This is a genomic window from Stenotrophomonas sp. FW305-3-2-15-E-LB1, from assembly GCF_058787375.1.
The window spans coordinates 54,030-80,036 of record NZ_JBYSZR010000006.1; the positions used below are offsets into that span (position 1 = coordinate 54,030).

At 68.3% G+C, this 26,007-nt stretch carries 25 protein-coding genes and 1 riboswitch; of the genes, 9 read left to right on the plus strand and 16 right to left on the minus strand.

Features of this window, described 5'->3' with window-relative positions; translation table 11 throughout:
* Positions 1 to 20 precede the first annotated feature (20 nt).
* From dusA to AC3WL7_RS06450, 3 genes are all read right to left on the minus strand, one after another.
* Positions 21 to 1,052, minus strand: coding sequence for a tRNA dihydrouridine(20/20a) synthase DusA (dusA, locus tag AC3WL7_RS06440; protein WP_492749698.1), 1,032 nt, complete (start codon positions 1,050 to 1,052; stop codon positions 21 to 23).
* Positions 1,053 to 1,149: 97 nt separating this feature from the next.
* Positions 1,150 to 1,587, minus strand: coding sequence for a hypothetical protein (locus AC3WL7_RS06445; RefSeq protein WP_492749700.1), 438 nt, complete (start codon positions 1,585 to 1,587; stop codon positions 1,150 to 1,152).
* A gap of 115 nt (positions 1,588 to 1,702) precedes the next feature.
* Positions 1,703 to 3,157 (minus strand): SulP family inorganic anion transporter, encoded by a 1,455-nt coding sequence (locus tag AC3WL7_RS06450; protein ID WP_492749701.1) that lies wholly within the window; start codon positions 3,155 to 3,157, stop codon positions 1,703 to 1,705.
* Between the two features lie 208 nt (positions 3,158 to 3,365).
* On the opposite strand from AC3WL7_RS06450, the gene AC3WL7_RS06455 reads away from it, so the two are divergent.
* Positions 3,366 to 4,346 carry a cation diffusion facilitator family transporter gene (locus tag AC3WL7_RS06455; RefSeq protein ID WP_492749702.1) on the plus strand — a complete coding sequence of 327 codons (981 nt, stop codon included), beginning with the start codon at positions 3,366 to 3,368 and terminating at the stop codon, positions 4,344 to 4,346.
* A 109-nt stretch (positions 4,347 to 4,455) separates the two neighbouring features.
* Positions 4,456 to 4,881 carry an organic hydroperoxide resistance protein gene (locus AC3WL7_RS06460; RefSeq protein WP_079224881.1) on the plus strand — a complete coding sequence of 142 codons (426 nt, stop codon included), beginning with the start codon at positions 4,456 to 4,458 and terminating at the stop codon, positions 4,879 to 4,881.
* 202 nt (positions 4,882 to 5,083) lie between these two features.
* On the opposite strand, the gene mmsB is transcribed toward AC3WL7_RS06460, so the two are convergent.
* Genes mmsB through AC3WL7_RS06485 form a run of 5 tightly spaced genes read right to left on the minus strand, consistent with a single transcriptional unit; the run spans position 5,084 to position 10,623 of the window.
* On the minus strand, positions 5,084 to 5,974 hold the full coding sequence (mmsB, locus tag AC3WL7_RS06465) for a 3-hydroxyisobutyrate dehydrogenase (RefSeq protein WP_079224879.1): 891 nt from the start codon (positions 5,972 to 5,974) through the stop codon (positions 5,084 to 5,086).
* Positions 5,971 to 7,146 (minus strand): enoyl-CoA hydratase/isomerase family protein, encoded by a 1,176-nt coding sequence (locus AC3WL7_RS06470; protein WP_492749703.1) that lies wholly within the window; start codon positions 7,144 to 7,146, stop codon positions 5,971 to 5,973. The genes mmsB and AC3WL7_RS06470 overlap by 4 nt, the downstream gene beginning before the upstream one ends.
* Entirely contained in the window at positions 7,143 to 7,940 is a 798-nt protein-coding gene (locus tag AC3WL7_RS06475; protein WP_492749705.1) for an enoyl-CoA hydratase, read from the minus strand. The genes AC3WL7_RS06470 and AC3WL7_RS06475 overlap by 4 nt, the downstream gene beginning before the upstream one ends.
* Positions 7,937 to 9,103, minus strand: a complete 1,167-nt coding sequence (locus tag AC3WL7_RS06480) for an acyl-CoA dehydrogenase family protein (protein ID WP_079224873.1) — start codon at positions 9,101 to 9,103, stop codon at positions 7,937 to 7,939. The genes AC3WL7_RS06475 and AC3WL7_RS06480 overlap by 4 nt, the downstream gene beginning before the upstream one ends.
* A 14-nt stretch (positions 9,104 to 9,117) precedes the next feature.
* Positions 9,118 to 10,623 carry a CoA-acylating methylmalonate-semialdehyde dehydrogenase gene (locus tag AC3WL7_RS06485; RefSeq protein WP_492749706.1) on the minus strand — a complete coding sequence of 502 codons (1,506 nt, stop codon included), beginning with the start codon at positions 10,621 to 10,623 and terminating at the stop codon, positions 9,118 to 9,120.
* 114 nt (positions 10,624 to 10,737) lie between these two features.
* Here AC3WL7_RS06485 and AC3WL7_RS06490 point away from each other — a divergent pair, with 114 nt between their 5' ends.
* On the plus strand, positions 10,738 to 12,105 hold the full coding sequence (locus AC3WL7_RS06490; protein WP_492749707.1) for a helix-turn-helix domain-containing protein: 1,368 nt from the start codon (positions 10,738 to 10,740) through the stop codon (positions 12,103 to 12,105).
* A 938-nt stretch (positions 12,106 to 13,043) separates the two neighbouring features.
* Here AC3WL7_RS06490 and AC3WL7_RS06495 read toward each other — a convergent pair.
* Both AC3WL7_RS06495 and AC3WL7_RS06500 read right to left on the minus strand, forming a co-directional pair.
* Positions 13,044 to 13,481: a hypothetical protein gene (locus tag AC3WL7_RS06495; RefSeq protein WP_492749708.1), complete on the minus strand. Its 438-nt coding sequence runs from the start codon at positions 13,479 to 13,481 to the stop codon at positions 13,044 to 13,046.
* 43 nt (positions 13,482 to 13,524) lie between these two features.
* Positions 13,525 to 15,399, minus strand: a complete 1,875-nt coding sequence (locus AC3WL7_RS06500) for a patatin-like phospholipase family protein (protein WP_492749709.1) — start codon at positions 15,397 to 15,399, stop codon at positions 13,525 to 13,527.
* 224 nt (positions 15,400 to 15,623) lie between these two features.
* On the opposite strand from AC3WL7_RS06500, the gene AC3WL7_RS06505 reads away from it, so the two are divergent.
* The 4 genes from AC3WL7_RS06505 to pncA all read left to right on the plus strand — a co-directional run bounded on the left by AC3WL7_RS06505 (position 15,624) and on the right by pncA (position 19,948).
* Entirely contained in the window at positions 15,624 to 16,673 is a 1,050-nt protein-coding gene (locus tag AC3WL7_RS06505) for a bifunctional nicotinamide-nucleotide adenylyltransferase/Nudix hydroxylase (RefSeq protein ID WP_492749711.1), read from the plus strand.
* 65 nt (positions 16,674 to 16,738) lie between these two features.
* Positions 16,739 to 18,148 carry a nicotinate phosphoribosyltransferase gene (locus tag AC3WL7_RS06510; protein WP_492749713.1) on the plus strand — a complete coding sequence of 470 codons (1,410 nt, stop codon included), beginning with the start codon at positions 16,739 to 16,741 and terminating at the stop codon, positions 18,146 to 18,148.
* Positions 18,149 to 18,238: 90 nt separating this feature from the next.
* A riboswitch (cobalamin riboswitch) is annotated at positions 18,239 to 18,452 on the plus strand.
* Positions 18,453 to 18,593: 141 nt separating this feature from the next.
* Positions 18,594 to 19,265, plus strand: a complete 672-nt coding sequence (locus AC3WL7_RS06515; RefSeq protein WP_108745731.1) for an epoxyqueuosine reductase QueH — start codon at positions 18,594 to 18,596, stop codon at positions 19,263 to 19,265.
* Positions 19,266 to 19,321: 56 nt separating this feature from the next.
* Entirely contained in the window at positions 19,322 to 19,948 is a 627-nt protein-coding gene (pncA, locus tag AC3WL7_RS06520) for a bifunctional nicotinamidase/pyrazinamidase (protein WP_200734302.1), read from the plus strand.
* A 90-nt stretch (positions 19,949 to 20,038) separates the two neighbouring features.
* On the opposite strand, the gene purU is transcribed toward pncA, so the two are convergent.
* Together purU and AC3WL7_RS06530 are read right to left on the minus strand one after the other, a co-directional pair.
* Positions 20,039 to 20,890 carry a formyltetrahydrofolate deformylase gene (gene purU / locus AC3WL7_RS06525; RefSeq protein WP_079224860.1) on the minus strand — a complete coding sequence of 284 codons (852 nt, stop codon included), beginning with the start codon at positions 20,888 to 20,890 and terminating at the stop codon, positions 20,039 to 20,041.
* Between the two features lie 60 nt (positions 20,891 to 20,950).
* Positions 20,951 to 21,205: a DUF2798 domain-containing protein gene (locus AC3WL7_RS06530; RefSeq protein WP_492749715.1), complete on the minus strand. Its 255-nt coding sequence runs from the start codon at positions 21,203 to 21,205 to the stop codon at positions 20,951 to 20,953.
* Between the two features lie 122 nt (positions 21,206 to 21,327).
* Between AC3WL7_RS06530 and AC3WL7_RS06535 the strand changes: the two genes are divergently transcribed.
* A complete protein-coding gene (locus AC3WL7_RS06535) occupies positions 21,328 to 22,239 on the plus strand; it encodes a LysR family transcriptional regulator (protein ID WP_492749716.1) in 912 nt (303 codons plus the stop codon).
* A gap of 3 nt (positions 22,240 to 22,242) precedes the next feature.
* Here AC3WL7_RS06535 and AC3WL7_RS06540 read toward each other — a convergent pair whose 3' ends face one another.
* From AC3WL7_RS06540 to AC3WL7_RS06550, 3 genes are all read right to left on the minus strand, one after another.
* Positions 22,243 to 23,346 carry an NADH:flavin oxidoreductase/NADH oxidase gene (locus AC3WL7_RS06540; protein ID WP_492749718.1) on the minus strand — a complete coding sequence of 368 codons (1,104 nt, stop codon included), beginning with the start codon at positions 23,344 to 23,346 and terminating at the stop codon, positions 22,243 to 22,245.
* Positions 23,347 to 23,575: 229 nt separating this feature from the next.
* The gene (locus tag AC3WL7_RS06545; RefSeq protein ID WP_108758357.1) at positions 23,576 to 24,382 is read right to left on the minus strand and encodes an NAD-dependent protein deacetylase; all 807 of its coding nucleotides are present in this window, start codon (positions 24,380 to 24,382) and stop codon (positions 23,576 to 23,578) included.
* Positions 24,383 to 24,425: 43 nt separating this feature from the next.
* On the minus strand, positions 24,426 to 24,848 hold the full coding sequence (locus tag AC3WL7_RS06550) for an acyl-CoA thioesterase (RefSeq protein ID WP_079224850.1): 423 nt from the start codon (positions 24,846 to 24,848) through the stop codon (positions 24,426 to 24,428).
* A gap of 93 nt (positions 24,849 to 24,941) precedes the next feature.
* On the opposite strand from AC3WL7_RS06550, the gene AC3WL7_RS06555 reads away from it, so the two are divergent.
* Entirely contained in the window at positions 24,942 to 25,577 is a 636-nt protein-coding gene (locus tag AC3WL7_RS06555) for a LysE family translocator (protein WP_492749721.1), read from the plus strand.
* Positions 25,578 to 25,677: 100 nt separating this feature from the next.
* On the opposite strand, the gene AC3WL7_RS06560 is transcribed toward AC3WL7_RS06555, so the two are convergent.
* Entirely contained in the window at positions 25,678 to 25,929 is a 252-nt protein-coding gene (locus tag AC3WL7_RS06560; protein WP_492749722.1) for a hypothetical protein, read from the minus strand.
* Between the last annotated feature and the right edge of the window lie 78 nt (positions 25,930 to 26,007).

Genomic DNA, 26,007 nt, shown 5'->3' on the forward strand with positions numbered 1-26,007 from the left:
AGTCGGGAGTGTGACTGCGGTCACGCTGCAGCACGGTCCGATGCGCGCTCGGTGACCGCCAGCGCCTGCTCGATCAGCGCCCAGTCGGCGCCGGGGCGGTGTGCGCCCTCGCTCAGCACCTGGCGGAAGGCGCGGCCACCCGGCTGGCCGTGGAACAGGCCCAGCAGATGGCGGGTGATGTGCTTCAGGGCCAGGCCCTCGCCCAGGCAGGCCTCGATGTAGGGGCGCAGCGCCCGCAGCAGTTCGCCACGCGGGCGCAGCGCGGCGCCGGTCTGCAGCGCCTCCAGCTCATGCAGCAGGTAGGGATCGTGGTAGGCCGCGCGGCCCAGCATCACGCCATCGACGTGCGCGGCCTGGGCCTGCACCGCTTCCACCGTGGCCAGACCGCCGTTGATGACCACCGGCAGCGCCGGGCGCGCCTGCTTGAGGCGGTAGGCCCAGTCGTACTTCAGCGGCGGAACCTCGCGGTTCTCCTTCGGCGACAGGCCCTTCAGCCAGGCATTGCGCGCATGCACCACGACCATGGCGGCACCGGCGGCGACCTGGCGGTCGACGAAGCCGGCGAACACCTCGTAATCGTTGTCCTCATCCACGCCCAGGCGGCACTTCACCGTCACCGGGATGTCCACCGCAGCGACCATGGCCGCCACGCACTCGGCCACCAACGCCGGTTCGCGCATCAGGCAGGCACCGAAGCGCCCGGCCTGCACGCGGTCGGACGGGCAGCCACAGTTGAGGTTGACCTCGTCGTAGCCCCAATCGGCGGCGATGCGCGCGGCCTGCGCCAGCAGGGCCGGATCGCTGCCGCCCAGCTGCAGGGCCAGCGGCTGTTCGCTGGCGTCGAAGCCGAGCAGGCGCTCGCGATCGCCGTGGATGACCGCGTTGGCGTGCACCATCTCGGTGTACAGCCGCGCACCCGGCGCCAGCACGCGGTGGAACACGCGGCAGTGGCGGTCGGTCCAATCCATCATGGGGGCAACGGACAGGCGCAGGGAATCGGCGTAACGGGCGGTGGCGGACGTCATCGGGGTGTTGATCGTGGAGACTGGCATTGCCAGTGAGATCAATAGTTTACACCGCGTGGCTGAATCTGCCCGCGCTGGCGCGGCGGGGCGCTGCCCGACGTCCGCGCCAGCGGCTGGCATCCCGTCAGAGTTCCTGCGGGCGCTCCGGCTCGATCACCGGCGCGTGCATCTCGTAGTCTGTCTGCTTCCAGCCGCCGCCGCCGTCTCCCGACACCCATTGGAACGTCCAGGTCTCGATGAAGCCGCCAGGCAATTCGTTGGTGATGGTGATCCGCTCGCCAGGCGCACCGGACCCTGGCAGCGGAACGGGCGTCGCCGCGCCCGCACGAGCCAGGGCGTCGTACCCGACCCGGCGTTGGCGCACGGTCAGCCTTCCCGGCTCCATCACCCGGCGGTCCGCATCTGGAAGACCGTCCAGCCAACCCATGATCGCCGTTGCTTCGCGGGTACCGGCCCGATGATGTGACACGTGCTCGACGAATGCCGTCGGCGTCCCGGCGCCCGCGACGGCCGGTACCGGGGCCAGGCCAAGGGCCAGCAGCGGTGCGAGAAGAAGCGACATGTTCCTGCGTCCTGCCATTGTTCATTCCATGAGGTGTGCGCGATTGCACGCTACCAGCATGGGTTGCCCAGGGACATCAATCCATCAGGAAAATTGCAGTTCTACGCGCGACGGCTCAGTGCCCGCCGCGCGCGCCGCCCACCTGCTCGATGAGGGTCTGGCTGGCGGCATTGAGGCCCACCACTGTCACCTGCGCACCATGCGCGGCCAGCTTTTCCTGCGCGCGCTCCAGCGCGGCCACGGCGGTCAGGTCCCACAGATGGGCGTCGCGCAGGTCGATCTGCACCTTCGGCGCGACGTGCTGGTAGTCGAAGGCCGCCCCGAGCTGGCCAGCCGAGGCAAAGAACACCTGCCCGCGTACGCGGTAGACCTGGGTATCCGCCGCGTCCTCACGCTGCACGTCCAGCATGCGGCCAACTTTGCGGGCGAAGAACAGCGCCGACAGCAGCACGCCGCTGAGCACGCCCTTGGCCAGATCGTGGGTGGCCACGGTGACCACCACGGTCAGCAGCATCACCGCAGACGAGCTGCGCGGATGCGTGCGCAGGTCGCGCAGCGAGCGCCAGCTGAAAGTGCCGATGCTGACCATGATCATCACCGCCACCAGCGCGGCCATCGGGATCTGCCGCACCAGGTCGCTGCCGTACACCACCAGCACCAGCAGCAGCGTGCCGGCCACCAGGCAGGACAGGCGGCCGCGGCCACCGGAGGTCACGTTGATGACCGACTGGCCGATCATCGCGCAGCCGGCCATGCCGCCGAGGAAGCCGGTGACCGTGTTGGCCACGCCCTGGCCGACGCATTCGCGGTTGCGCTCGCTGGGCGTCTCGGTGATGTCCTCGACGATCTGCAGGGTCATCATCGATTCGAGCAGGCCGACCACGGCCAGCGTGGCCGACACCGGCAGCAGGATGCGCAGGGTTTCCCAGGTGAGGGGCACATCGGGAATGAGGAAGTGCGGCAGGCTGTCGGGCAGCTGGCCCATGTCGCCCACGCTGCGCACGTCCACGCCGAAGCCGATGACCACGGCGGTGAGCACGACGATGGCGACCAGCGGCGACGGCACGGCGCGGGTGATGCGCGGCAGCAGGTAGATGATGGCCAGCGCGGCGGCACACAGCACATAGACGGTGGGGCCGCGGCCGATCAGCTCGGGCATCTGCGCCAGGAAGATGAGGATGGCCAGCGCGTTGACGAAACCGGTGATGACCGAGCGCGAGACGAAGCGCATCAGCGAGCCGAGCTTGAACACGCCAGCCAGCACCTGCAGCAGGCCGGCCAGGATGCTGGCGGCGAACAGGTACTGCAGGCCGTGGTCCTTGACCAGATCGACCATCACCAGCGCCATGGCGCCGGTGGCAGCGGAAATCATGCCCGGGCGGCCGCCGGCGATGGCGGTGACCACCGCGATCGAGAAAGCGGCATACAGGCCCACCTTGGGGTCGACGCCAGCGATGAGCGAGAAAGCGATGGCCTCGGGAATCAGGGCCAGGGCGACGACCATGCCGGACAGCAGATCACCACGGATGTTGCCGAGCCATTGCTGGCGCAGGGGGTAGGACGTTTGCATGGGAAAACTCCGCGCGCACGGGCAAAGGGCCACGTGGCGCTGCAGTGGAAAGACACGGGTTCCTGAGCCGGGCGGGCCGGCTGCCGAGGTGCGGCAAGGGTCAGGGTGGCGTGATCACTGCAGGCGGGTGTCGGTACGTGGGAGGCGCGCAGTCTACGGGAAGCCGCCCGGCGGCGGTAGCGCGGGCAGGCATTGAACGCAGCGTGACATGGCAGCGCCCTACAATCGGGCCATGGCTCTGCCCTCGCCCCGTTTCTTCGACCCCGCCACCGAACAGGGCGTGCTGCGCCTGTCCATTGCCTTCTCGCTGGCGGTCGCGCTGGCCGGGGTGGTGTTCGGCCTGCTGGCCAATTCCTCGCTGATCATCTTCGACGGCATCTACGGCCTGATCGACGTGGTGATGACCTGGCTGTCGCTGCTGGTGGCGCGCCTGATCGCGCTGTCCACGCAGACCGATGCGCTGCAGTCGCGGCTCAACCAGCGTTTCACCATGGGCTTCTGGCACCTGGAGCCGATCGTGCTGGGGGTAAGCGGCCTGCTGATGATCGGCGCGGCGCTGTACGCGCTGGTCAATGCGGTGGATGCGCTGATGTCCGGCGGGCGCCATATCGCGCTGGGGCCGGCGATTGTGTTCGGCGTGGTGTCCCTGCTGGCGGAAAGCGCGTTCGGCGCCTTCGTGTGGCGCGCCAACCGTCGCATCGGTTCGGACTTCATCGCCCTGGATGCGAAGAACTGGATGATCGCCGCGAGCATGTCGGCCTGCTACGTGGCCGCGTTCGTGGGCGGCGTGCTGGTGCAGGGCACGTCGCTGGCCTGGGTCGGGCCCTACATCGATCCGGCCATCCTGGCGGTGGTCTGCCTGTTCGTGATGGTGGCGCCGCTCGGCACGGTGCGGCGGGCGCTCGCCGGCATCCTGCTGGTGACCCCGCCGGACCTGCAGGCGCACGTGGACGCCGTGGCGCGCGACATCGTGGCCCGCCATGGCTTCGTCGAACACCGCAGCTACGTGGCCCAGGTCGGCCGTGGCGAACAGATCGAGCTGTTCTTCGTGGTGCGCGAGGACGACCCGCCGCGGCCCCTGGTGGAGTGGGACCAGCTGCGCGATGAGATCGGCGATGCACTGGGCGAAGCGTCCCCGGACCGCTGGCTGACCATCATATTCACCACCGACCGCGAGTGGACCATCTAGGACGGCAGGACGATGCGTCAAATATTCAGGACGAACTATCACCCATCGTCCTGCAGGACCGGGCAAAGTAGACCCATCGAAACACCCACCCACTGACCAGGAGCATCCCATGTCCATCGAAAAGGTTCTGTACACCGCCCAGGCCACCTCCACCGGCGGCCGTGAAGGCCGTTCGGTCTCCTCCGACAACGTGCTGGACATCCAGCTGTCGACCCCGCGCGAGCTGGGCGGCGCCGGCGGCCCGGGCACCAACCCGGAACAGCTGTTCGCGGCGGGCTACTCGGCCTGCTTCCTGGGCGCGCTGAAGTTCGTGGCCGGCCAGGCCAAGGTCGCGCTGCCGGCCGACACCACCGTCACCGGCAAGGTGGGCATCGGCCAGATCCCGACCGGTTTCGGCATCGAAGCCGAGCTGACCATCAACGCCCCGGGCGTGCCGCGCGAACAGCTGGAAGAGCTGGTGCAGAAGGCGCACATCGTCTGCCCGTATTCCAACGCCACCCGCGGCAACATCGACGTGACGCTGATCGTTGCCTGATCCGGTGGTGCCGGCCAGCGGCCGGCACTACCACGGCAAGAGCAAAAAAATGGGCGGATGCCGGTCGAAACCGGGCATCCGCCCATCCCACCTCGGGTGGGCCCCGGCACGTGGCCGGGGACGCATTCACTTGTGTAGAGCCGAGCCCATGCTCGGCTGATCCATGCAGCCGAGCATGGGCTCGGCTCTACACGTTCAAGCCTTATTTCTCGCTCGTGATGAGCTGCACGACGCTGGAGAAATCCAGCTTGCCGCGGCCGGCCTGGTGGTTCATCGAGTACAGGTTGCGGGCCACTTCGCCCAGCGGGATCGAGGCGCCGACGCTCATCGCCGCTTCCACCGCCAGGCCCATGTCCTTGAGCATCAGATCGCTGCCGAAGCCGCCGCTGTAGCCACGCGAGGCCGGGGCGTTTTCCAGCACGCCCGGCCACGGGTTGCACACTTCGGTGGCCCAGCTGCGGCCGGTGCTGACCGCCATCATCTGCGACAGCACCTTCGGGTCCAGCCCGTGCGCCACGCCCAGGGCGATGGCCTCACCGGTAACGGCCATGATCACGCCCAGCGCCATGTTGTTGCACAGCTTGGCCACCTGGCCGGCGCCGCTGGCACCGACGTGGAAGATGTTCTTGCCCATGGCCTGCAGCACCGGGCGCGCACGTTCCAGTGCGTCCTCTTCGCCACCGACGATGAAGGTGAGGGTGCCGGCCTGTGCGCCGGCGGTACCGCCGGACACCGGTGCATCGAGCATCTGCAGGCCACGTGCGGCAGCGGCTTCGGACACCTTGCGAGCGCTGGCCGGGGCAATCGTGCTGCAGTCGATGACCAGCGCACCGGCCGGGATCGCGGCGAGGATGCCGTCCTCGCCCAGGTACACGCCTTCGACGTGGCGGCTGGCCGGCAGCATCGAGATCACCACTTCGGCGTCGGCCAGGGTGTCACGGGCCGACGGTGCGGCGCTGGCACCGGCATCGACGGCGGCCTGGACGGCAGCCGGCACCAGGTCGAACACGCGCACGGTGTGGCCGTTCTTGACCAGGTTGGCGGCCATCGGGCCACCCATGTTGCCCAACCCGATGAATGCAATGCGGCTCATGCAAGGCTCCTTTCAGCAAGGGGAGTGCCCAGGTCGGCCAGCGGATGCGCGGCGTCGGCCCAGGGGGAAACAAAGAAGGTCTGCGCCCATGCGGCGGTCGCCTCGGCCAGGGTGGCCGGGTTCCACTGCGGGTTGCGGTCCTTGTCGATCAGCAGCGCGCGGATGCCTTCGGCGAAATCGCCACGGGCGGCGCAATGCAGGGCGGTGATGTATTCCAGGCGGTAGACGCTGGCCAGATCCTGGCCGGCGCTGCGGCGCTGCAGTTCGAAGGCCAGCCGCGCCGAACCGGGTGCACCGGCGGCGAGGGTCTTCTGTGCGGCCTGCAGCCAGGCATCGTCGGTCTGCAGACTGCTGATGCGGTCGATGATTGCGGACAGGTCATCGCCTTCGCACAGCGCGTCGACCTGCGCGGCGTTGGCCAGCAGCGGGCCGGTGGCGGCGTCGCTGGCATGCGATTGCAGCAGATGATCCAGGCGTTCGTGATTGTGCGCGGCGTCGCTGGACCAGGCCACCTGCAGCAGCGCATCGAACACTGCACTGCGGCGGTCTTCGGCCACGTGCACATCGGCCAGGCCGGCGTAGATGGCATCGCCCGGGTTCAGCAGCGCGCCGGTCAGGGCCAGGAACAGGCCGCCCTTGCCCGGCACGCGCGGCAGCAGCCAGCTGCCACCCACATCCGGGAACAGGCCGACGGTGATTTCCGGGAAGGCCAGCTTGGAGCGCTCGCTGACTACACGGTGGCTGGCGCCGGACATCAGGCCGATGCCACCGCCCATCACGATGCCGTGGCCCCAGCACAGGATCGGCTTGGCGTAGGTGTGGATGAGGTAATCGACGCGGTACTCGACGTCGAAGAACTCGGCGGCGTAGTCGTTTTCGCGGATATCGCCGTGGCCGGCCCCGCGGAAGGCGACCATGGCCTTGTACAGGCTGTGCAGGTCACCACCGGCGCAGAACGCTTTTTCGCCTGCACCCTGCAGCACCACCATCGCGATGCCGTCATCGTCGGCCCAGGCGTTCAACTGCTTCAGCAGCAGATGTGCCATCGGCAGCGAGAAGCCATTGAGCGTGCGCGGCGCGTTGAGGGTGGCGATGCCGATGCGCGTGCCGTTGCCGGCCACGCGCTCTTCGAACAGCACCGGTGCGTCGTCGGCAACGGTGTCGGCGGTCATGCGTTCTTCCACTGCGCGGCGCGCTTTTCCAGGAAGGCGGTCACGCCCTCGACCTGGTCGGCGGTGTCGAACAGATCGACGAAGGCTTCGCGCTCGGCCACCAGCGCCGAGGCGTGGGTGCCGGTGCGGGTGGACTGCACCAGGGTCTTGCAGGCGGCGATGCTGGTCGGGCTCTGCTTGCCGGCCTTCTTCGCCCATTCCAGCGCCAGTGCCTTGGCTTCGCCCTTGCCGACTTTCTCTTCGGCCAGGCCAATGCGCAGCGCGGTATCCGCGTTGACGCGCTCGCCCAGCAGGATCATGCGCTTGGCCCAGCCCTCGCCCACCAGGCGCGGCAGGTTCTGGGTGCCACCGGCGCACGGCAGCAGGCCGACGGTGGCCTCCGGCAGCGCGACCTGGGCATGGTCTTCGATGATGCGCAGGTCACAGGCCAGCGCGCATTCCAGGCCACCGCCCATGGCGTAGCCGTTGATGGCGGCGATCGACACGCCACGGAACGCGGACAGCGCTTCGAAGGCTTCACCGAAGCGACGCGCGGCTTCGCGTGCGGCGCCCTTGTCGCCCGAGGCGAACTGGTTGAGGTCGGCGCCGGCGGAGAAGAACTTCTCGCCGTCACCGGTGATCACCAGCGCGTAGATGTCGCGGTCTGCGTTGAGCGCGCCCACCAGGTCGCGCAGCGCGGCCAGGCTGTGCACGGTCCAGGTGTGCGCCGGCGGGTTGTGCAGGGTGACCACGGCGGTGTGGCCATCGGCCTCGACCTTCAGGCCCACGTGCTCCTGGGTACGCCAATCCTTCATCGCAGTTCCTCTTCGGTGTTGAGCAGGTGGCGGGCAACGATCACCCGCATGATCTCGTTGGTGCCTTCCAGGATCTGGTGCACGCGGCTGTCGCGCAGCAGGCGCTCGATCGGGTATTCGCGGATGTAGCCGTAGCCGCCGTGGATCTGCAGCGCTTCGTTGCAGATCTTGAAGCCGGCATCAGTGGCGAAGCGCTTGGCCATCGCGCACCACACGTTGGCATCGCTGGCGCCGGCGTCGAGCTTGCGCGCAGCCGAATGCACCATCTGCCGCGCGGCCACCAGTTCGATGGCCATGTCGGCCAGCTTGAACTGCAGCGCCTGGAAATCGGCCAGCGCCTTGCCGAACTGGCGGCGCTCGCCCATGTAGCGGCGTGCAGCGTCCAGCGCGCCCTGCGCGGCACCCAGCGAGCAGGCGGCGATGTTGATGCGGCCGCCGTCCAGCCCCTTCATCGCCAGCTTGAAGCCGCCGCCTTCCTCTCCCAGAAGGTGGCTGACCGGCACGCGGACGTTTTCGAAGGTGATGCCACGGGTGGGCTGGCTGTTCCAGCCCATCTTCTCTTCCTTGCGGCCATAGCTGATGCCCGGCAGGTCGGCCGGCACCGCGATGGCGCTGACACCGCCTGCACCGGCACCGCCGGTACGCGCCATCACCACCAGCAGCTCGGTGGCACCGGCGCCGGAAATGAAGGCCTTGGAGCCGTTCAGCACATAGAAGTCACCGTCGCGCACGGCGGTGGTCTTCAGCGAAGCAGCATCCGAGCCAGCGCCCGGTTCGGTCAGGCAGTACGAGGCCAGCTTGCTGCCCGAGGACAGGTCGGTGCCCCACGCATCGCGCAGCTCGGCCTGGCCCCACTTGGACACCATCCACGAAGCCATGTTGTGGATGCTGATGTACGCCGCAGTCGACGGATCGACGTTGGCGAGCTCCTCGATGACGACGGCGGCGTCCAGGCGGCTGAGGCCGCTGCCGCCGACTTCCGGGTCCATGTACAGACCACAGAAGCCCAGTTCACCGGCCTTGGCGATCGCCTCGCGCGGGAAGATGCCCTCCGCATCCCATCGCGCGGCGTGCGGCGCCAGTTCGGCCTGTGCGAAGTCACGCGCGGCTTCGCGGTACGCCTGCTGCGCTTCTTCCTGGTCCGTCGTCATCGAGTGGCTCATGGCTGCTCCTGCCCTTACTTCAGGCTGATGGTGGTGTTGACGCCGTGGCTCAGCGTCTCGTCATCGAACCAGCGTGCGGTGACGGTCTTGGTCTGGGTGTAGAACAGCACGACCTGCTTGCCGTACGGGCCCAGGTCGCCCAGCTTGGACGCGCGCGAACCGGTGAACGAGAACAGCGGCACCGGCACCGGAATCGGCACGTTGATGCCGACCTGGCCGACGTCGATGTCTTCCTGGAATTTGCGCGCGGCGGCGCCGGACTGGGTGAACAGCGCGGTGCCGTTGCCGTTCGGGTTGCTGTTGACCATGGCGATGGCCTCGTCCAGCGTTTCCGCTTCGAGGATGACCAGCACCGGCCCGAAGATTTCTTCCTGGTAGATGCGCATGTCGGTGGTGACACCGGCAAAGATGGTCGGGCCGACGAAGTTGCCCTTCTCGAAACCATCGACCTGCGGCTTGCGGCCGTCCAGCACCAGCTTGGCGCCCTGCTCCACGCCCGAGGCGATCAGGCCTTCCACGCGCTCGCGGGCGCTGCAGGAAATGACCGGGCCGACGTCGGTGCCGGACACGGTGCCGCCGCTGACCTTGAGGGTCTGCGCCTTGGCCACCAGGTCCTGCACCCAGTTGCGCGCTTCACCGACCAGCACCAGGGTGGAGGCGGCCATGCAGCGCTGGCCGGCCGCACCGAAGGCGGCGCCGACCATCGCGTTGAGGGTCTGTTCCTTGTTGGCGTCCGGCAGCACCACGGCGTGGTTCTTGGCGCCCATCATGCACTGCACGCGCTTGCCGGCCAGCGAGGCGCGGTTGTAGACGTGGGTGCCGACGCGGGTGGAGCCGACGAACGACACGGCCTTGATGTCCGGGTGGTCGCAGATCGCGTTGACCACTTCCTCGCCACCGTGGACGACGTTCAGCACGCCCTTCGGAATGCCGGCTTCCAGCGCCAATTCAACCAGGCGCATGGTCACCATCGGGTCCTGCTCGGACGGCTTGAGGATGAAGGTGTTGCCGGTGGCGATCGCCATCGGGAACATCCACAGCGGGATCATCGCCGGGAAGTTGAACGGGGTGATGCCGGCGCACACGCCCAGCGGCTGCATGATGCTGTAGGTGTCCACGCCGTTGGCCACGTTGTTGGCCAGCTCGCCCAGCTGCAGGTTGCCGATGGCAGCGGCGTGCTCGACCACTTCCAGGCCACGGAACACATCGCCTTCCGCGTCCGGCAGGGTCTTGCCCTGTTCGGCGGTGAGGATGTGGGCCAGCTCGCTCATGTTCTCGCGGATCAGCTGCTGGTACTTCAGGAAGATGCGCGCACGGGTGCCGATCGGGGTCTTGCGCCAGGTCTTGAAGGCTTCCTTGGCGGCAGCAACGGCGGCATCCACTTCGCTGGTGGTGGCGAACGGCACTTGGGCCAGCACGTCCTGGGTGGCCGGATTGATCACGTCCTGCCAGTGGGAGGTGGCCGATTCGACGAACTGGCCATCGATCAGCATGCGGATACGGGGCGCTGCAACAGTCATGACGACAATCCCACTGGCTCGAAAGATGCTTGGCATTATTCACAGCACCCTCCTCGATTTCCGGCCTGAATCCGCTTAATCTGGCCAACACGCCAGACGATTCATGTTAATTCTGTGAATTTCCAGCCTCCACAACGCCAGCTGGGCCTGCGCCTGCTGCGCCTGCGCGAACAGCGCGGCTACAGCCAGGTGGACCTGGCCCGTGCCCTGGGCCTGTCAGCCAGTTACCTGAACCAGATCGAGCGCAACAAGCGCCCGCTGACCCCGGCCGTGCAGAAGAAGCTGGGCGAGGTGTTGGGCGACGTTTCGGCCCTGTTCGACGATGATGAGCCCGCCGCGTTGCAGGAGGCGCTGGGCGAGACCCTGCGCGACCTCGGCCTGGCGGAGGTGAGCGCGACCGAGCTGCGGGCGCTGGCCGGCAACCTGCCGCAGGTCAGCCGCGCCCTGCTGGACCTGCACCGCCGCCACCTGGCCCTGCGCGAGCACGCCGCGGCGCTGGAGTTCCAGCTGGGCGAGCCCGAGGCCGGCAGCACCCTGCCCGCCGGCGACCAGGTGCGCGAGTTCTTCAACCGCATGCACAACCACATCCCCGAGCTGGACGAACTGGCCGAGCGCCTGTTCGCCGAGTGGGGACTGTCACCCGGGCACGTGGCGCCGCGCCTGCGCCAGCTGCTGGCCGACCGCCACGGCGTGCTGGTGGAAGTGGCCGCGCTGCAGGCCGGACGCGAGAAGCGCCAGTTCGATGCCGGTGCCCGGCGGCTGTGGCTGCCCGATTACCTGGAGCCGGGCCAGCAGGCGTTCCAGATGGCCGCCGAGCTGGCCCTGCACGGTTACCTGCCGCAGATCGATGCGGTGATCGCGCGCGCGGGCTTCCACGACGAGCCGCGCATCGCGCAGGCGCGCATTGGCCTGTCGAATTACTTCGCCGGTGCGCTGGTGATGCCGTACATGCGCTTCCTGCGTGCGGCCGAGTCCAGCAGCTATGACATCGAACTGCTGGCGCATCAGTTCGGCGTGGGCTTCGAAGCAGTGTGTCATCGGCTGAGCACGCTGGCGCGGCGCAGTGCGCCGGGGCTGCCGTTCTTCTTCATCCGCGTGGACCGTGCGGGCAATGTGTCCAAGCGCCATTCGGCCACCGATTTCCATTTCTCGCAGGTGGGTGGGTCGTGCCCGCTGTGGATCGTCTATGAGGCGTTCAACCAGCCGGGGCGCATCCTGACGCAGACCGCACGCATGCCCGATGGACGACGCCACTTCTGGCTGGCGCGGCAGGTCAGCAGTGGGCCGGTGGGCCATGGGCAGCCGCGCAAGACGTTTGCAGTGGCGCTGGGGTGCGACCTGCAGCATGCGGAGCGGTTGGTGTATTCGCTGGGGCTGGATGTGCAGAGCCCGGGCAACTCGGTCTCGATCGGCCCGGGTTGCCGGGTGTGCCCGCGCGAGGACTGCATGCAGCGCGCGTTCGCGCAGTTGCCGGGAAGGTAGGGGTTGTTGCAGGGCTGCGCCCTGCACCTGCCGAATCAACGGCGACGGCAACGGCAACGTCAAAAGCTGGCTATCCGTGGGTTGGCGGGGTGGGTCCGGTTGCAGGGGACGCTGCAAGTACGTCCATGTAAGCTCGGTCGCCGCATCCATGCGGCTCACGCCCCTGCAACCGGACCCACCCCGCCTTCGACAGTTTTCCGCGAGCTGTTGGAAGCTACTGCTACTGCTACTGCTACTGCTACTGCTACTGCTGATGCTGATGCTGATGCTGATGGTGGGTGCCGACCGTTGGTCGGCACGATCCGGCCGTGCGCGAAATGCATCCACGCGTGGCGTGGCTCTACTGGTAGGTGCCGACCGTTGGTCGGCACGATCCGGCCGTGCGCGAAATGCATCCACGCGTGGCGTGGATCTACTGGTAGGTGCCGACCGTTGGTCGGCACGCTCTGGCCGCGCGCGAAATGCATCCACGCGTGGCGTGGATCTACCGCCCTGGTGGGTGCCGACCGTTGGTCGGCACGCTCCGGCCGTGCGCGAAATGCATCCACGCGTGGCGTGGATCTACCGCCCTGGTGGGGCCGACCGTTGGTCGGCACGCTCCGGCCGTGCGCGAAATGCATCCACGCGTGGCGTGGCTCTACCGCCCTGGTGGGTGCCGACCGTTGGTCGGCACGCTCTGGCCGTGCGCGAAGTGCATCCACGCGTGGCGTGGATCTACCGCCCTGGTGGGTGCCGACCGTTGGTCGGCACGCTCCGGCCGTGTGCGAAGTGCATCCACGCGTGGCGTGGATCTACCGGTAGGTGCCCACCGTTGGTCGGCACGATCCGGCCGTGCGCGAAGTTCATCCACGCGTGGCGTGGATCTACCGGTAGGTGCCCACCGTTGGTTGGCACGATCCAGCCGTGCGCGAAATGCATTCACGCGTGGCGTGGATCCACTAGTCCCAGAACACAGTCAGTACATGGTGGCCTTCCGAAGGCACGGGGGCATCGATGTGCTGCCCGTACGGCCAACCTTCGCCGACGTCGTCGCATTCCAGCCCTTGCAGCCAGCCTTCCACGGTTGCGGCGTCGGCGCGGGTCAGCAGGTGCACGTTCTCGGCGGCAGGCCATTCGCTGTCGTCTTCCAGTGCGCTGCCCCAGTCCTGGTGCAGGCCCACGTAGACACCTTCCACTTCCGGTTTTGCGGCTATCGCGGCCAGGCGTGCGTACAGCTCGGCAATCGGCGGGCGGCCGTAGCCCCACTGGTTCGGTGCGATGCACTCTTCGAAATCGTTGCCTTCGAAATACGCGGCCAGCGGTACCACCGGCAGGTGGTCCGGATCGCGGGCATCGAGGCGTTCCAGCAGGTCCAGCAGGTATTGGCGGGAGGACATGAAGCGTTCCTTGCAGTGGGGGCCGCGATTGTATCCATCGCGCTCAGTAGATCGGCGTGACCTTCATCTGCGGCAGCGGACGCGGTGCACCGTCGGTCAGGTCCGGGCCCAGGTCTTCCCACGTGCGGCCCTGCTCCACCATCTGCGCCCACAACTGCTGCGATCCGCGACGCTTGTCTTCCGAACCCAGCTTGTACGACGGCGCCACCGGCTCACCATTGGCGACGATGGAATATGCCGCGCGGTAGGCCAGTACCTGCTGCGCCGGGTCATCGGTACGCGCCACTTCCAGCGTGTAGCGCTGGTAGGCCGAAGCGAGGTTGCGCCAGCGGATCCAGTAGTGGTTCTCGAACGAGAACGCGCAGAAGCGTGCGCCGGCCAGGCTGCCCTTGTCGGCAATGCGGCTCAGCACCTCCTGCGGCATGTCCAGGTTCATGCCCCCTTCGTCGCCCTGCAGGCTGACGTGCACGATGCGGTCGCGGTAGCCCGGTGCGCGTGCCTGCAGCAGGTCGCGCCAGTTCTGCATGGTGGCCACCACCGCAAACAGGAAGCGACCCAGCTCGGCCGCGGCCAGCGGCGTCGCGATGGACTGGTAATGGCGCTGCCAGCCGTGGCGGTTCTCGGTGGGCAGCACCACGGCGCGCTCCAGCGCCTGCTGGCCGGTGGTGCCATGGCTGACATCCTCGGCATGCTGCGGGTAGACCAGGTTGATGGCGAAGGTCGGCCAGCGCGGCATCGCCGCGTCGAACAGGTGGATGGGGAAGTTGCTGCTGATGCCACCATCGGAGAACCAGCAGATGCGGAACGCGGTGATGACCGGCCCGCAGGACTGGCCGGCGCTGGTCAGCCCTTCCATGCTGTCGGCTACGTTGTGCTCGGCATCGGGGGTGGACGGTGACGGTGCGCAGCGGCGCTCGCGGCGTGCCGGCTCGTGCAGCGGCACCGCACTGATCAGCAGCGGGAAGCTCAGGCTCATCCGGGTGGCCACCAGCACCGGCAACTGCGGGCCCTGCGGCAGGTGGTAGTACTGCCGCCCTTCCACATCCACCGGCGTGCCGGCGTGGTCGACCAGCCACTGCACCACGCTGGCCGGGAACAGCTGCTCGAACTCCTCGCGCAGGAACCAGAACTGCGCACCGCCCAGCGGCAGCGTGCGCGGTTCGTTGTGCGACACGCAGGTGGTGATCATCTGCAGGCTGATGGCATGCGGGCTCTCCGGCTCGCCGGCATAACGCGGTGCATCGTGCAGATCGGCAAAGGTGAGCGGTGCGTCCAGCGGCTTGCCGGACAGCTCCTGCAGGCTCTGGTGCAGCCATTCGGTCAGTGCCGGCTTGCGTGCATCGCGGCCCAGGCCGCTGCACAGGCCCAGCAGGTTGCGCCGTGCCACCCGCGCCACCCGCAGCGCGGCACCGGCCACCCCGGCGCCATAGGCACACAGCAGCGACGGCAGCAGGGTGGCGGCCACGCCGCTCCAGCCACCGCCCCACCAGCCCAGCCCCAGCAGCAGCGCCAGCGACACCAGCACTTCCAGCGGGGCGATCTCGAACACGGCCACCGCCAGGCACAACAGCTTGCGTGGCCACCCGTAGCCGCCGGTCAGCGCCACCAGCAGCCGGTAGGCCGCCCGCGCGCCGCGCGCCGGCTGGAACAGGCTGTAGATGAAACCGCGCCGCGACAACTGCGCTGACACCGCGGACAGGCCGCCGTAACCGGTGCCGTCGGCCAGGTGCTCACCCGCCTGCTGGCGGCGGTCGCCATACGCCGCAGCGGCCGCCACCGCCGCCGCAATGGCGCCGGCCGAGGTGCCGCCGATGCTCTTGAACCGGTAATCGCGGGCCAGCGCCAGTACCGCATTGGGGTACACGATGCCGCTGGTGATGCCGCCCTTCATGACCAGATCGCAGTACTTGTCTGCCACTACCCTGCCCCCGCTGACTGTGCCTGAGATGCCACCCGACGCTACGGATGCAGTATGACGCGAAGGCTTCTCACCGCCTGAGAACCCGACCACGGAAGGGCCAGGCATCCACGCATGGCGTGGATCTACTGGCCGGTGCACTTGACCCTGACCACCATCGGCGTAGCATCAGCAACAAGCCAAGGGACAGACCCGCGGCTGCCACAACGACATGAGGGATTCTCATGGAATTCGACTATCTCGTCTTCATCGGGCGTTTCGAGCCCTTCCACAACGGCCACGCCGCCGTTGCCCGCCTGGCCCTGAGCCGGGCCCGCAAGCTGATCTTCCTGGTCGGCTCTGCTGACACTCCTCGCAGCCTGCGCAATCCCTGGACCGTGGCCGAACGCGCCGTGATGATCCAGGCGGCCCTCGATGGCCACACCGACCGCCTGCTGATCCGCCCGCTGCGCGACCACCTGTACAACGAAGCCCAGTGGATCGCCAACGTGCAGCGCCAGGTGGCCGAAGCCCTGCGCAACGACGGCGCCGCCCCTGATGCAAAGGTCGGCCTGATCGGCATGGACAAGGACGCCTCCAGCTACTACCTGCGCGAATTCCCGCAGTGGCCGCTGGTGGACGTGCAGCACACCGCCACCCTGTCGGCCACCGAGCTGCGCCGCTACCTGTTCGAAGCCGGCGATGTCGACTTCCACGGTGCGCTGCTGATGCTGCGTGGCAACGTGCCGGCGCCGGTGTACGACATGCTCGAAGCGTTCCGCAAAAGCGCACCGGCCTATGGCCAGCTGGTGGCCGAGTACCGTTTCATCGAACAGTACAAGGCGGCCTGGAAGGACGCGCCGTACGCGCCCACGTTCGTCACCACCGATGCGGTGGTGGTGCATTCGGGCCACGTGCTGCTGGTGCGCCGCCGTTCGGAACCCGGCAAGGGCCTGTGGGCGCTGCCCGGTGGCTTCGTCGGCCAGGAACAGAGCCTGCTGGACAGCTGCCTGCGCGAGCTGCGCGAGGAAACCCGGCTGAAGATTCCGCTGCCGGTACTGAAGGGCTCGCTGAAGAGCCAGCAGGTGTTCGACCACCCCGATCGCAGCCAGCGCGGCCGCACCATCACCCACGGCTTCCACTTCGATTTCCCGGCCGGCGACCTGCCGGCAGTGCGCGGCGGCGACGACGCCGACAAGGCGCGCTGGATTCCGGTGAGCGAAGCCCTGGAGATGGGCCCGCAGCTGTTCGAAGACCACCTGCACATCCTGGAGTATTTCCTCGGCCGCGGCTGACCAGGTCCGGCCTCCCCATCGGCGGATAGACCGCCGGTGTCACTCGACGCGAAGGAGCTTCCGTCATGCACTACCTCGATAATCTTCTCCTCGACACCGACAGCTACAAGGCCAGCCACTGGCTGCAGTACCCGCCGGGTACCGATGCCACGTTCTTCTACGTGGAATCGCGCGGCGGCCTGCACGACCGCACGGTGTTCTTCGGCCTGCAGGCGATCCTCAAGGACGCGCTGGCACGGCCCATCACCCACGCCGACATCGACGACGCCGCTGCGGTGTTCGCCGCGCATGGCGAACCGTTCAATGAAGCCGGCTGGCGCGATATCGTCGACCGACTCGGTGGCCACCTGCCGGTGCGCATCCGCGCCGTGCCCGAGGGCAGTGTGGTGCCCACGCACCAGGCGCTGATGACCATCGAATCGACCGATCCGGCCGCGTTCTGGGTGCCCTCGTACCTGGAAACCCTGCTGCTGCGCGTGTGGTACCCGGTCACCGTGGCCACCATCAGCTGGCATGCGCGGCAGACGATCGCCCGCTTCCTGCAGCAGACCAGCGACGACCCGCAGGGGCAGCTGCCGTTCAAGCTGCACGACTTCGGCGCACGCGGTGTGTCCAGCCTGCAGTCGGCCGCGCTCGGCGGTGCCGCGCACCTGGTCAACTTCCTCGGCACCGATACGGTTTCGGCGCTGTGCCTGGCCCGCGCGCACTACCACGCCCCGATGGCCGGCTATTCGATCCCCGCTGCCGAGCACAGCACCATCACCAGCTGGGGCCGCGAGCGTGAGGTGGATGCGTACCGCAACATGCTGCGCCAGTTCGGCAAGCCCGGTGCGATCGTCGCGGTGGTGTCGGACAGCTATGACATCTACCGCGCGATCAGCGAGCACTGGGGTACCACCCTGCGCGATGAAGTGATCGCCTCGGGCGCGACCCTGGTCATCCGCCCGGATTCGGGCGACCCCGTGGAGGTGGTGGCCGAGAGCCTGCGCCGGCTGGACGAGGCCTTTGGCCATACGATCAACGGCAAGGGTTATCGCGTGCTCAACCACGTGCGGGTGATCCAGGGCGATGGCATCAACCCGGGCACGATCCGCGCCATCCTGCAGCGCATCACCGGCGACGGCTACGCCGCCGACAACGTGGCCTTCGGCATGGGCGGTGCACTGCTGCAGCGGCTGGACCGCGATACGCAGAAGTTCGCGCTGAAGTGCTCGGCCGCACGGGTGGACGGCGAATGGATCGACGTCTACAAGGACCCGATCACCGACGCCGGCAAGGCCAGCAAGCGCGGCCGCATGCGCCTGCTGCGCCGCCTGGACGATGGCAGCCTGCACACGGTGGCGCTGCCGGCCAGCGGTGACCCGACCCTCCCGGCCGGCTTCGAGGACGCGATGGTGACCGTATGGGAGAACGGCCGGTTGCTGTACGACCAGCGGCTGGATGAGATCCGCGCGCGGGCGGCGGGTCAGCACTGAGGGCGCATCCACGCATGGCGTGGATCTACTGGGGGTAAGTGGACGCATCCCCCTTGACCCACGCCAGCATCGCGTCCACCGTGGGCACGCCGAAGGTATCCCTGCCGAGGCTGGATGGCGGCAGGGATTTAAACGGGAATCCGGTGAAGGCGCCTTACGCGCCCATTCCGGAGCTGCCCCGCAGCGGTGAATGGAAACGAATCCTGCCAACAGCACTGGGCTCGCGTCTGGGAAGCGGCAGGTAGTAGGTGGGCTGCGGCCCGTGTCCATCAGCCCGAATACCGGCCCCGGCCGGGGGACACGACCGTCCCCTGATTCGACCTGGAATCTCCGCGGGGAGGTTGCCGGGGCCGTCTTCGTCCTGCGCGTGCAGGCGGGGTGGCCGCGCGCGTCCTGTTCACGGTTTCCGGCCAGACCCGTTGCCCACGCCCAGATGCACCCGACGATGACCGAGTTCCAACGCCCCGACCTGTCCCTGCCCGCCGACGGCAAGCGCCTGCTGCTGCATTCGTGCTGCGCGCCCTGCTCGGGTGAAGTGATGGAGGCGATCACCGCCTCCGGGATCGACTACGCGATCTTCTTCTACAACCCCAACATCCACCCGGTGAAGGAATACGAGCTGCGCAAGCAGGAGAACATCCGCTTCGCCGAGCAGCACGGCATTCCCTTCATCGATTGCGACTACGACACCGACAACTGGTTCAGCCGTGCGCGCGGCATGGAAAACGAGCCCGAGCGCGGCATCCGCTGCACGATGTGCTTCGACATGCGTTTCGAGCGCACTGCGCTGTACGCGCATGAGCACGGCTACGACACCATCAGTTCGTCGCTGGGCATTTCGCGCTGGAAGAACATGGCGCAGATCAACGACTGTGGCATCCGCGCGGCGTCGCGCTACGAAGGCCTGCAGTACTGGGATTACAACTGGCGCAAGGGTGGCGGTGCCAGCCGCATGGTGGAAATCAGCAAGCGCGAGCAGTTCTACCAGCAGGAATACTGCGGCTGCGTGTACTCGCTGCGCGATGCCAACCGCCACCGCCGCGAAACCGGCCGCGAGCGCATCAAGATCGGCCTGCTGTACTACGGACAGGACGCTGAAACGCCGCAGGGCGATTGACGTGCGCGCAGGGGGCAGCCACGCTGGTCGCCCCTTCTGCTGTGCTGGACCCTGCCATGACTGCCCTGCCCGCCGATGTCGCCCTGCTGGTGATCGACCTGCAGCCGGACTTCATGCCCGGTGGCGCATTGGCCTGCGACCAGGGTGATGCGCTGGTGGCGCCGATTGCCGAGCTGCTGGCGCAGCGCCACTACCGCACGGTGGTGGCCACCCAGGACTGGCACCCGGCCGACCACGCTTCGTTCGCCAGCCAGCACCCGGGCACACGCCCGTTCGAGAGCATCCTGCTGCATGCACAGCCGCAGACGCTGTGGCCGGACCACTGCGTGCAGGGCAGCGACGGCGCCGCGCTGCACCCGGGCGTGGACTGGACCGTGGCCGACCTGATCCTGCGCAAGGGCACGCGCCAGCAGGTGGATTCGTACAGCGCGTTCCGCGAGAACCACGGCCCGGAGGGCGAACGCCCGCCGACCGGCCTGGCCGGCTGGCTGCATGAGCGCCGCATCCGCGAGGTGCATGTGTGCGGCCTGGCGCGCGATTACTGCGTGCTGTGGAGCGCACAGGACGCGGTGAAATCCGGCTTCCGGGTGAAGTTCCTGTGGGACCTGACCCGGCCGGTGACCGAAGCCAACGACGCGATGGTGCGTGAGGCGCTGGGCAAGGCGGGGATTGCGATCGTCTGACCCGGAACGGTAGTGCCGGCCGCTGGCCGGCAACCTCGGGATCTCTGCAGTTGCCGGCCAGCGGCCGGCACTACCGGATCACAGCCGTTGCTAGCGGAACACCACCGTGCGGTGCCCGTTGAGCAGGATGCGGTGCTCCACGTGCCGGCGCACGGCGCGCGCCAGCACCTGCGATTCGGTATCGCTGCCCAGTCGCACCAGTTCGCGCGGTGCCATGGCGTGGTCCACGCGGGCCACGTCCTGTTCGATGATCGGGCCTTCGTCCAGATCCTCGGTGACGTAGTGCGCGGTCGCACCGATGATCTTGACCCCGCGTGCGTGCGCCTGGTGGTACGGCTGCGCGCCCTTGAAGCTGGGCAGGAAGCTGTGGTGGATGTTGATCGCGCGGCCGGCCAGGGCGCGGCACAGCGTGGGCGACAGGATCTGCATGTAGCGCGCCAGCACCACCAGGTCGATGCGCTCGCGCTCGACCAGATCGATGATCTGCTGTTCCTGCACGGCGCGCGTTTCGGCGTTTACCGGCAGGTGGTGGAACGGCACCTGGTAGGACGCCGCCAGCGGCGCGAAATCGGCGTGGTTGGACGCCACGGCGGCGATGTCCACTTTCAGCTGCCCGCTGTGGGCGCGGAACAACAGGTCGTTCAGGCAATGGCCCTGCTTGCTGACCAGCACCAGCAGGCGCGCGCGGCGGCGGCCGTCGTGCAGCTGCCAGTCCATGCCGTAGTCAGCGGCCAGTGCAGCCATCGCCGCGTGCACGGTGTCGAGCGGCAGGCTGGCGTCGCGGTCGAAATGCACGCGCAGGAAGAAGCGTCCGCTCTCCTCATCGCCGAACTGCTGGGCGTCGAGGATGTTGCAGCCGTGGTCGAACAACAGCCCCGAGACGCGGTAGACGATACCGGTGCGGTCGGGGCAGGACAGGGTAAGAATGGAATCGGGGCGCATCGCCCGAGTGTAGGGCAGCATCCTGCCGCGATGCACAATGCTGTCAGATGCAACCGATCGTCAGTGCGGATGCACCGTCAACGCCACCAGCCGCACCACCAGCGGGCGCACCAGCAGCACGCCGCAGAACGCGACTGGCATGGCCATCTGGTAGGCGGCCAGCACCCGCGCCAGATAGCCGCTGCCCATCCCGGCGTTGGCGGCGGTGATGACCAGGCACATCAGCAGTGCCATCAGGCCGGCCATGAAGAAGGCGAAGACAAACGGCGTGCTGCGGGCGTGCAGCTTCCAGCGGGGCGATCGGGGGTAGGACATGGCATATCGCGTCGAGTGAAGTGGGCCGGCAGGCTAGCGGTGCGGCGGCCGGCGCACAGCCCCGCCACGCTTGGCACAGACCCAAGCGATACTTGTCCTTCCGCATGGCAAGCTGGTCGGTCATGAACCTGTTGCAGCTCATCCGCAGCTTCACCCGCACCGCAGAGACCGGCAGCATTGCCGCCGCGGCCCGCCAGCTCGGCATCAGCGCCACCGCCGTGGGCCAGAACATCAACCGGCTGGAAGCCCACCTGGGCGTGCGCCTGCTCAACCGCAGCACGCGGCAGCTGGCGCTCAGCGAGGCTGGGGCGGTGTATCTGGCGCAGGTGCGGCACATCGAGGCGGACCTGGCGCGCGCGCAGGCGATGGTCACTGCCGGCGATATCGAACCGTCCGGGCCGCTGCGGATCGCCAGCAGCAGCGCGTTCGGCCGCCACGTGCTGGCACCCCTGCTGCCCAGCCTGCAGCTACGCTACCCGCAACTGCAGCTGGAACTGCGCCTGAGCGATCGCGCTGTACAGCACGGGCCGGAGGCGGTGGATGCCAGCATCCGTATCGGCGCGCAGCTGGAAGACGGGCTGGTGGCACGGCCGCTGGCGCGCATCCCGTTCGTGTTCTGTGCCTCGCCGGCCTACCTGGAGGCGCACGGCACGCCGGGCGATCCGGCCGCACTGAACGGCCATCGCGGCCTGCTGCACCGCTTCCCTACCGATGGCCGGCCGCTGCGCTGGGGCCTGTTGAAGGACGGCCAGCGGATGGACGCGGCGTTGCCGCCGAGCATGGTCTGCGATGACATCGACGCGCTGGCCGAGCTGGCGGCGGCCGGCGCGGGCATCACCCGGCTGGCCGCGTTCGTGGCCGAACCCTACCTGCGCGATGGCCGCCTGCAGGCGGTATTCGGCCCGGCCAGCGCGTGGCAGCCGGCACCGATGGAGGTGTTCTTCTGCGTGAGCGACCGCCGCGATTTCACCGCGAAGATCCGCGCGCTGTTCGAGCACCTGCAGGCCGGCATGGCGCCGGCCTGGCAGGTCTGAGGTTCAGCGCGCGCGGAACACGTTGCGTGCTTCGCGCGGCTCACAGCGCAGGTACTGCGGCGACGGCACCACGCTGTCGCCCAGCGCGGCGGCGGCGTGCCACGGCCAGCGCGGGTCGTACAGGATGCCGCGGGCCAGCCCGATGGCATCGGCCTGGTTGTGGCGCAGGATCGATTCGGCCTGTTCCGGCTCGGTGATCAGGCCCACCGCGATGACCGGCATGCGCAGCTTCTTGGCCTTGATGGCCGCCGCGAACGGTACCTGGTAGCCCGGGCCGACGCTGATCTTCTGGCGCTCATCGAGGCCACCGCTGGACACGTGCAGGAAGTTGCAGCCACGCGCATCCAGGATCTGCGCCAGCGCTTCGCTCTGCACCAGGTCCCAGCCGCCATCGACCCAGTCGGTGGCGGAAATGCGCACGCCCACGGCCACCTTGTCCGACACCGCTGCACGCACCGCATCGAACACCTCCACCAGCAGGCGCAGGCGGTTCGGCAGCGAGCCACCGTAGCCGTCGGTGCGGCGGTTGCTGAGCGGGGACAGGAACTGGTGCAGCAGGTAACCGTGCGCGGCGTGGATCTCGATCAGCTCGAAGCCCAGGCGCTCGGCACGCACCGCGCTGGCGGCGAAGGCAGCGATGATCTCGGCGATGCCGGCTTCATCCAGCGCCTCGGGTGCCGGATCGGTGGCGTGGAACGGTACCGGCGACGGGGCGACGGTGGCCCAGCCGTTGGCATCGTCGGCCGGCAGCTGGCGGCCACCGTCCCACGGGCGGGCGGTGGAGGCCTTGCGGCCGGCGTGGGCCAGCTGGATGCCCAGCGGCATCGACGACCAGCGGCGGACGCTGGCCAGCACCTGCGCCAGGGCGGCCTCGGTGCCGTCATCCCACAGGCCCAGGTCGGCCCAGCTGATGCGCCCGCGCGGCTCGACCGCGGTGGCTTCCAGGATCAGCAGGCCCGCGCCGGACTGCGCCAGGTTGCCCAGGTGCATGGCGTGCCAATCGCTGGCGCGGCCGTCTTCGGCGGAGTACTGGCACATCGGCGCGATCACGATGCGGTTGGGCAGGGTCAGGGGGCCGAGGGACATCGGCGAGAACAGCTGGCTCAAGACGGTAAGGACATGCGGAGGGGGTGCGTATTGCACCGCTGCGCGGCCTGTGGATCAACCATCTGGATGGATCGCTGTTTCGCGGCGGCGCATTGCACGCTCGCCGGGCATGGCCCGGCGCTACCGCCTGCACGGGGCGATGAACGGTAGAGTCGACTGTCAGTCGACTGCTTTCTGCGATGCGCCCGAACGCCCCGCGCTGCGCGCGGAAGTCGACTGACAGTCGACTCTACCGGGTCACGAAGCCCGCTAACGCCTCGGCGCAGTCCCGTTCATCCTTGAACTGCAGCAGGTCGTCAGCGCGGGTGCGGCCGCGGTTCAGCGCCGCCACCGGCAGGCCGGCCTTGGCGGCGGCCTGCACGAAGCGGAAGCCGGAATAGACCATCAGCGAGGAACCCACCACCAGCACGGCGTCGGCCTGCTGCAGGTGCTCATGCACGGCCGCCACGCGCTCGCGCGGCACGTTTTCGCCGAAGAACACCACGTCCGGCTTCAGCAGGCCGCCGCAGTACGGGCAGTCTGGCACCACGAAGGCGGAAAAGTCGGTTTCCAGATCCGCGTCGCCATCCGGGGCAATGCCCGCTTCCAGCGCATCCCAGCCGGGGTTGGCATCGAGCAGGCGCTGCTGGAAATCCTCGCGCCCGCTGCGGCGTTCGCAGCCCATGCAGCGCACCAGGTCCAGCCGCCCGTGCAGGTCGATCACGTTCCGGCTGCCCGCACGCTGGTGCAGGCCGTCCACGTTCTGGGTCAGCAGCACCTGCAGCGTGCCGCGCGCTTCCAGCGCGGCCAGCGCCTGGTGGGTGCCGTTGGGCCGGGCCAGGCCGAAGCGCGGCCAGCCCAGCAGGCTGCGCGCCCAGTAGCGCTGGCGGGTGGCCGCCTCGCCCATGAAGGCCTGGTAGGTGACTGGCGGCGTGCGCTTCCACTGGCCGTCGGTATCGCGGTAATCGGGGATGCCCGAGGCCGTGCTGCAGCCGGCGCCGGTCAGCACGAACAGGCGTTGGGCACGGTCGATGAAATCGGTCAGCGGCGGGGTCATGGCAGCAAAATGGGGGCGCATGGGCACCCCCGCAAGCGCGTGGTCAGCTGGCCGGGTCGGCCGCCGGGGTGCCCGGCAGGCGCGGCACGGCGGTCGGCTGGCCGTCGTCACCCAGCGCGATCATCACGAAGTGGCCGCGCGTGCACAGCTTGCGCTCGCCGCTGTGCAGGTCTTCGGCGATCAGTTCCACTTCGACCTTCATCGAGCTGCGGCCCACTTCGACGATGCGGCCCACGGTTTCCACCATCTGGCCGATGCGGATGGGCAGCTTGAAATCGACCTGGTCGCTGCGCGCGGTCACCACGGTGCGGCGCGAATAGCGGGCGGCGGCCAGGAAGGCGGCCTTGTCCATCCACGCCAGCGCCTGGCCACCGAACAGGGTGCCCATGTGGTTGGTGTGGTTGGGGAAGACGATTTCGGCCATGCGCACTTCGATGGGCGGCACGGTTTCGGGAATGGGGGTCATGGCGGGGACATCGGTGTGGGGTGCGGCGATTTTAAGCCAGCCCCGGTGCAGGCGGCGCTACACTGCGCCACGCCCACCGCACGGAACGTCGCCATGCCCGCCGCCACCGACCTGCTGGCCTTCGCCCTGCTGTCGCTGGGCATGGTGCTCACGCCTGGGCCGAACATGGTCTACCTGGTCTCGCGCTCGATCTGCCAGGGCCGCCGCGCCGGGCTGGTGTCGCTGGGCGGGGTGGCGCTGGGCTTCGTGTTCTACATGCTGTGCGCGGCGCTGGGCATCACCGCCCTGCTGATGACCGTGCCCTTCGCCTACGACGCGCTGCGCATCGGCGGCGCGCTGTACCTGTTGTACCTGGCCTGGCAGGCGGTGAAGCCGGGCGGACGCTCGCCCTTCGCGGTGCATGCCCTGCCCGTGGACAGCCCACGCCGGCTGTTCGCGATGGGCTTTTTGACCAACCTGCTGAACCCGAAGATCGCGGTGATGTACCTGTCCCTGCTGCCGCAGTTCCTGCACCCGGACGGCCACGGCAGCGTGCTGGCACAGTCTGTCGTGCTGGGCTTCACCCAGATCGCGGTCAGCCTGGCGGTGAACACGGTGATCGTGCTGATGGCCGGCAGCATTGCGGCATTCCTGGCCGCGCGACCAAGCTGGCAGGCCGCGCAGCGCTGGCTGATGGGCACGGTGCTGGCCGGGCTGGCCGTGCGCATGGCAGTGGAAGGGCGGCGGTAAGACCGCTGGTAGCGCCGGGCCATGCCCGGCGAGCACGCAGCGCGGCCGATGTTTCCCGCCGCGCCGGATGGATTCCGCCGGGCGTGGCCCGGCGCTACCGTCAGTGCACGGTTGGTCCAGCAACCAGTCGTTCCACGGTTTCCGCGCAGCGGCGGCCGTTGATGGCCAGGCACAGCATGGCGTGGGTGGCTTCGGCCGGTTGCTTGCCCTGTAGTGGTGAGGTGCTGCCACTGGCTTGGGCAAGCTGGTGGTCACAGAGCAGCAGGGCGGTGCCTTCGATGCCCTGCATCAGGCGGCGCAGCCGCAGCAGCAGGTGGTTGAGTTCATGCGCGTTCGTCGGATCGGTACTCATGGTGGTGCCTCCATTACGGATCAGGCCACCGCTGAGGGTGGCGGACGATGCGTGGCTGCAATCCCGGAAAAACCACTG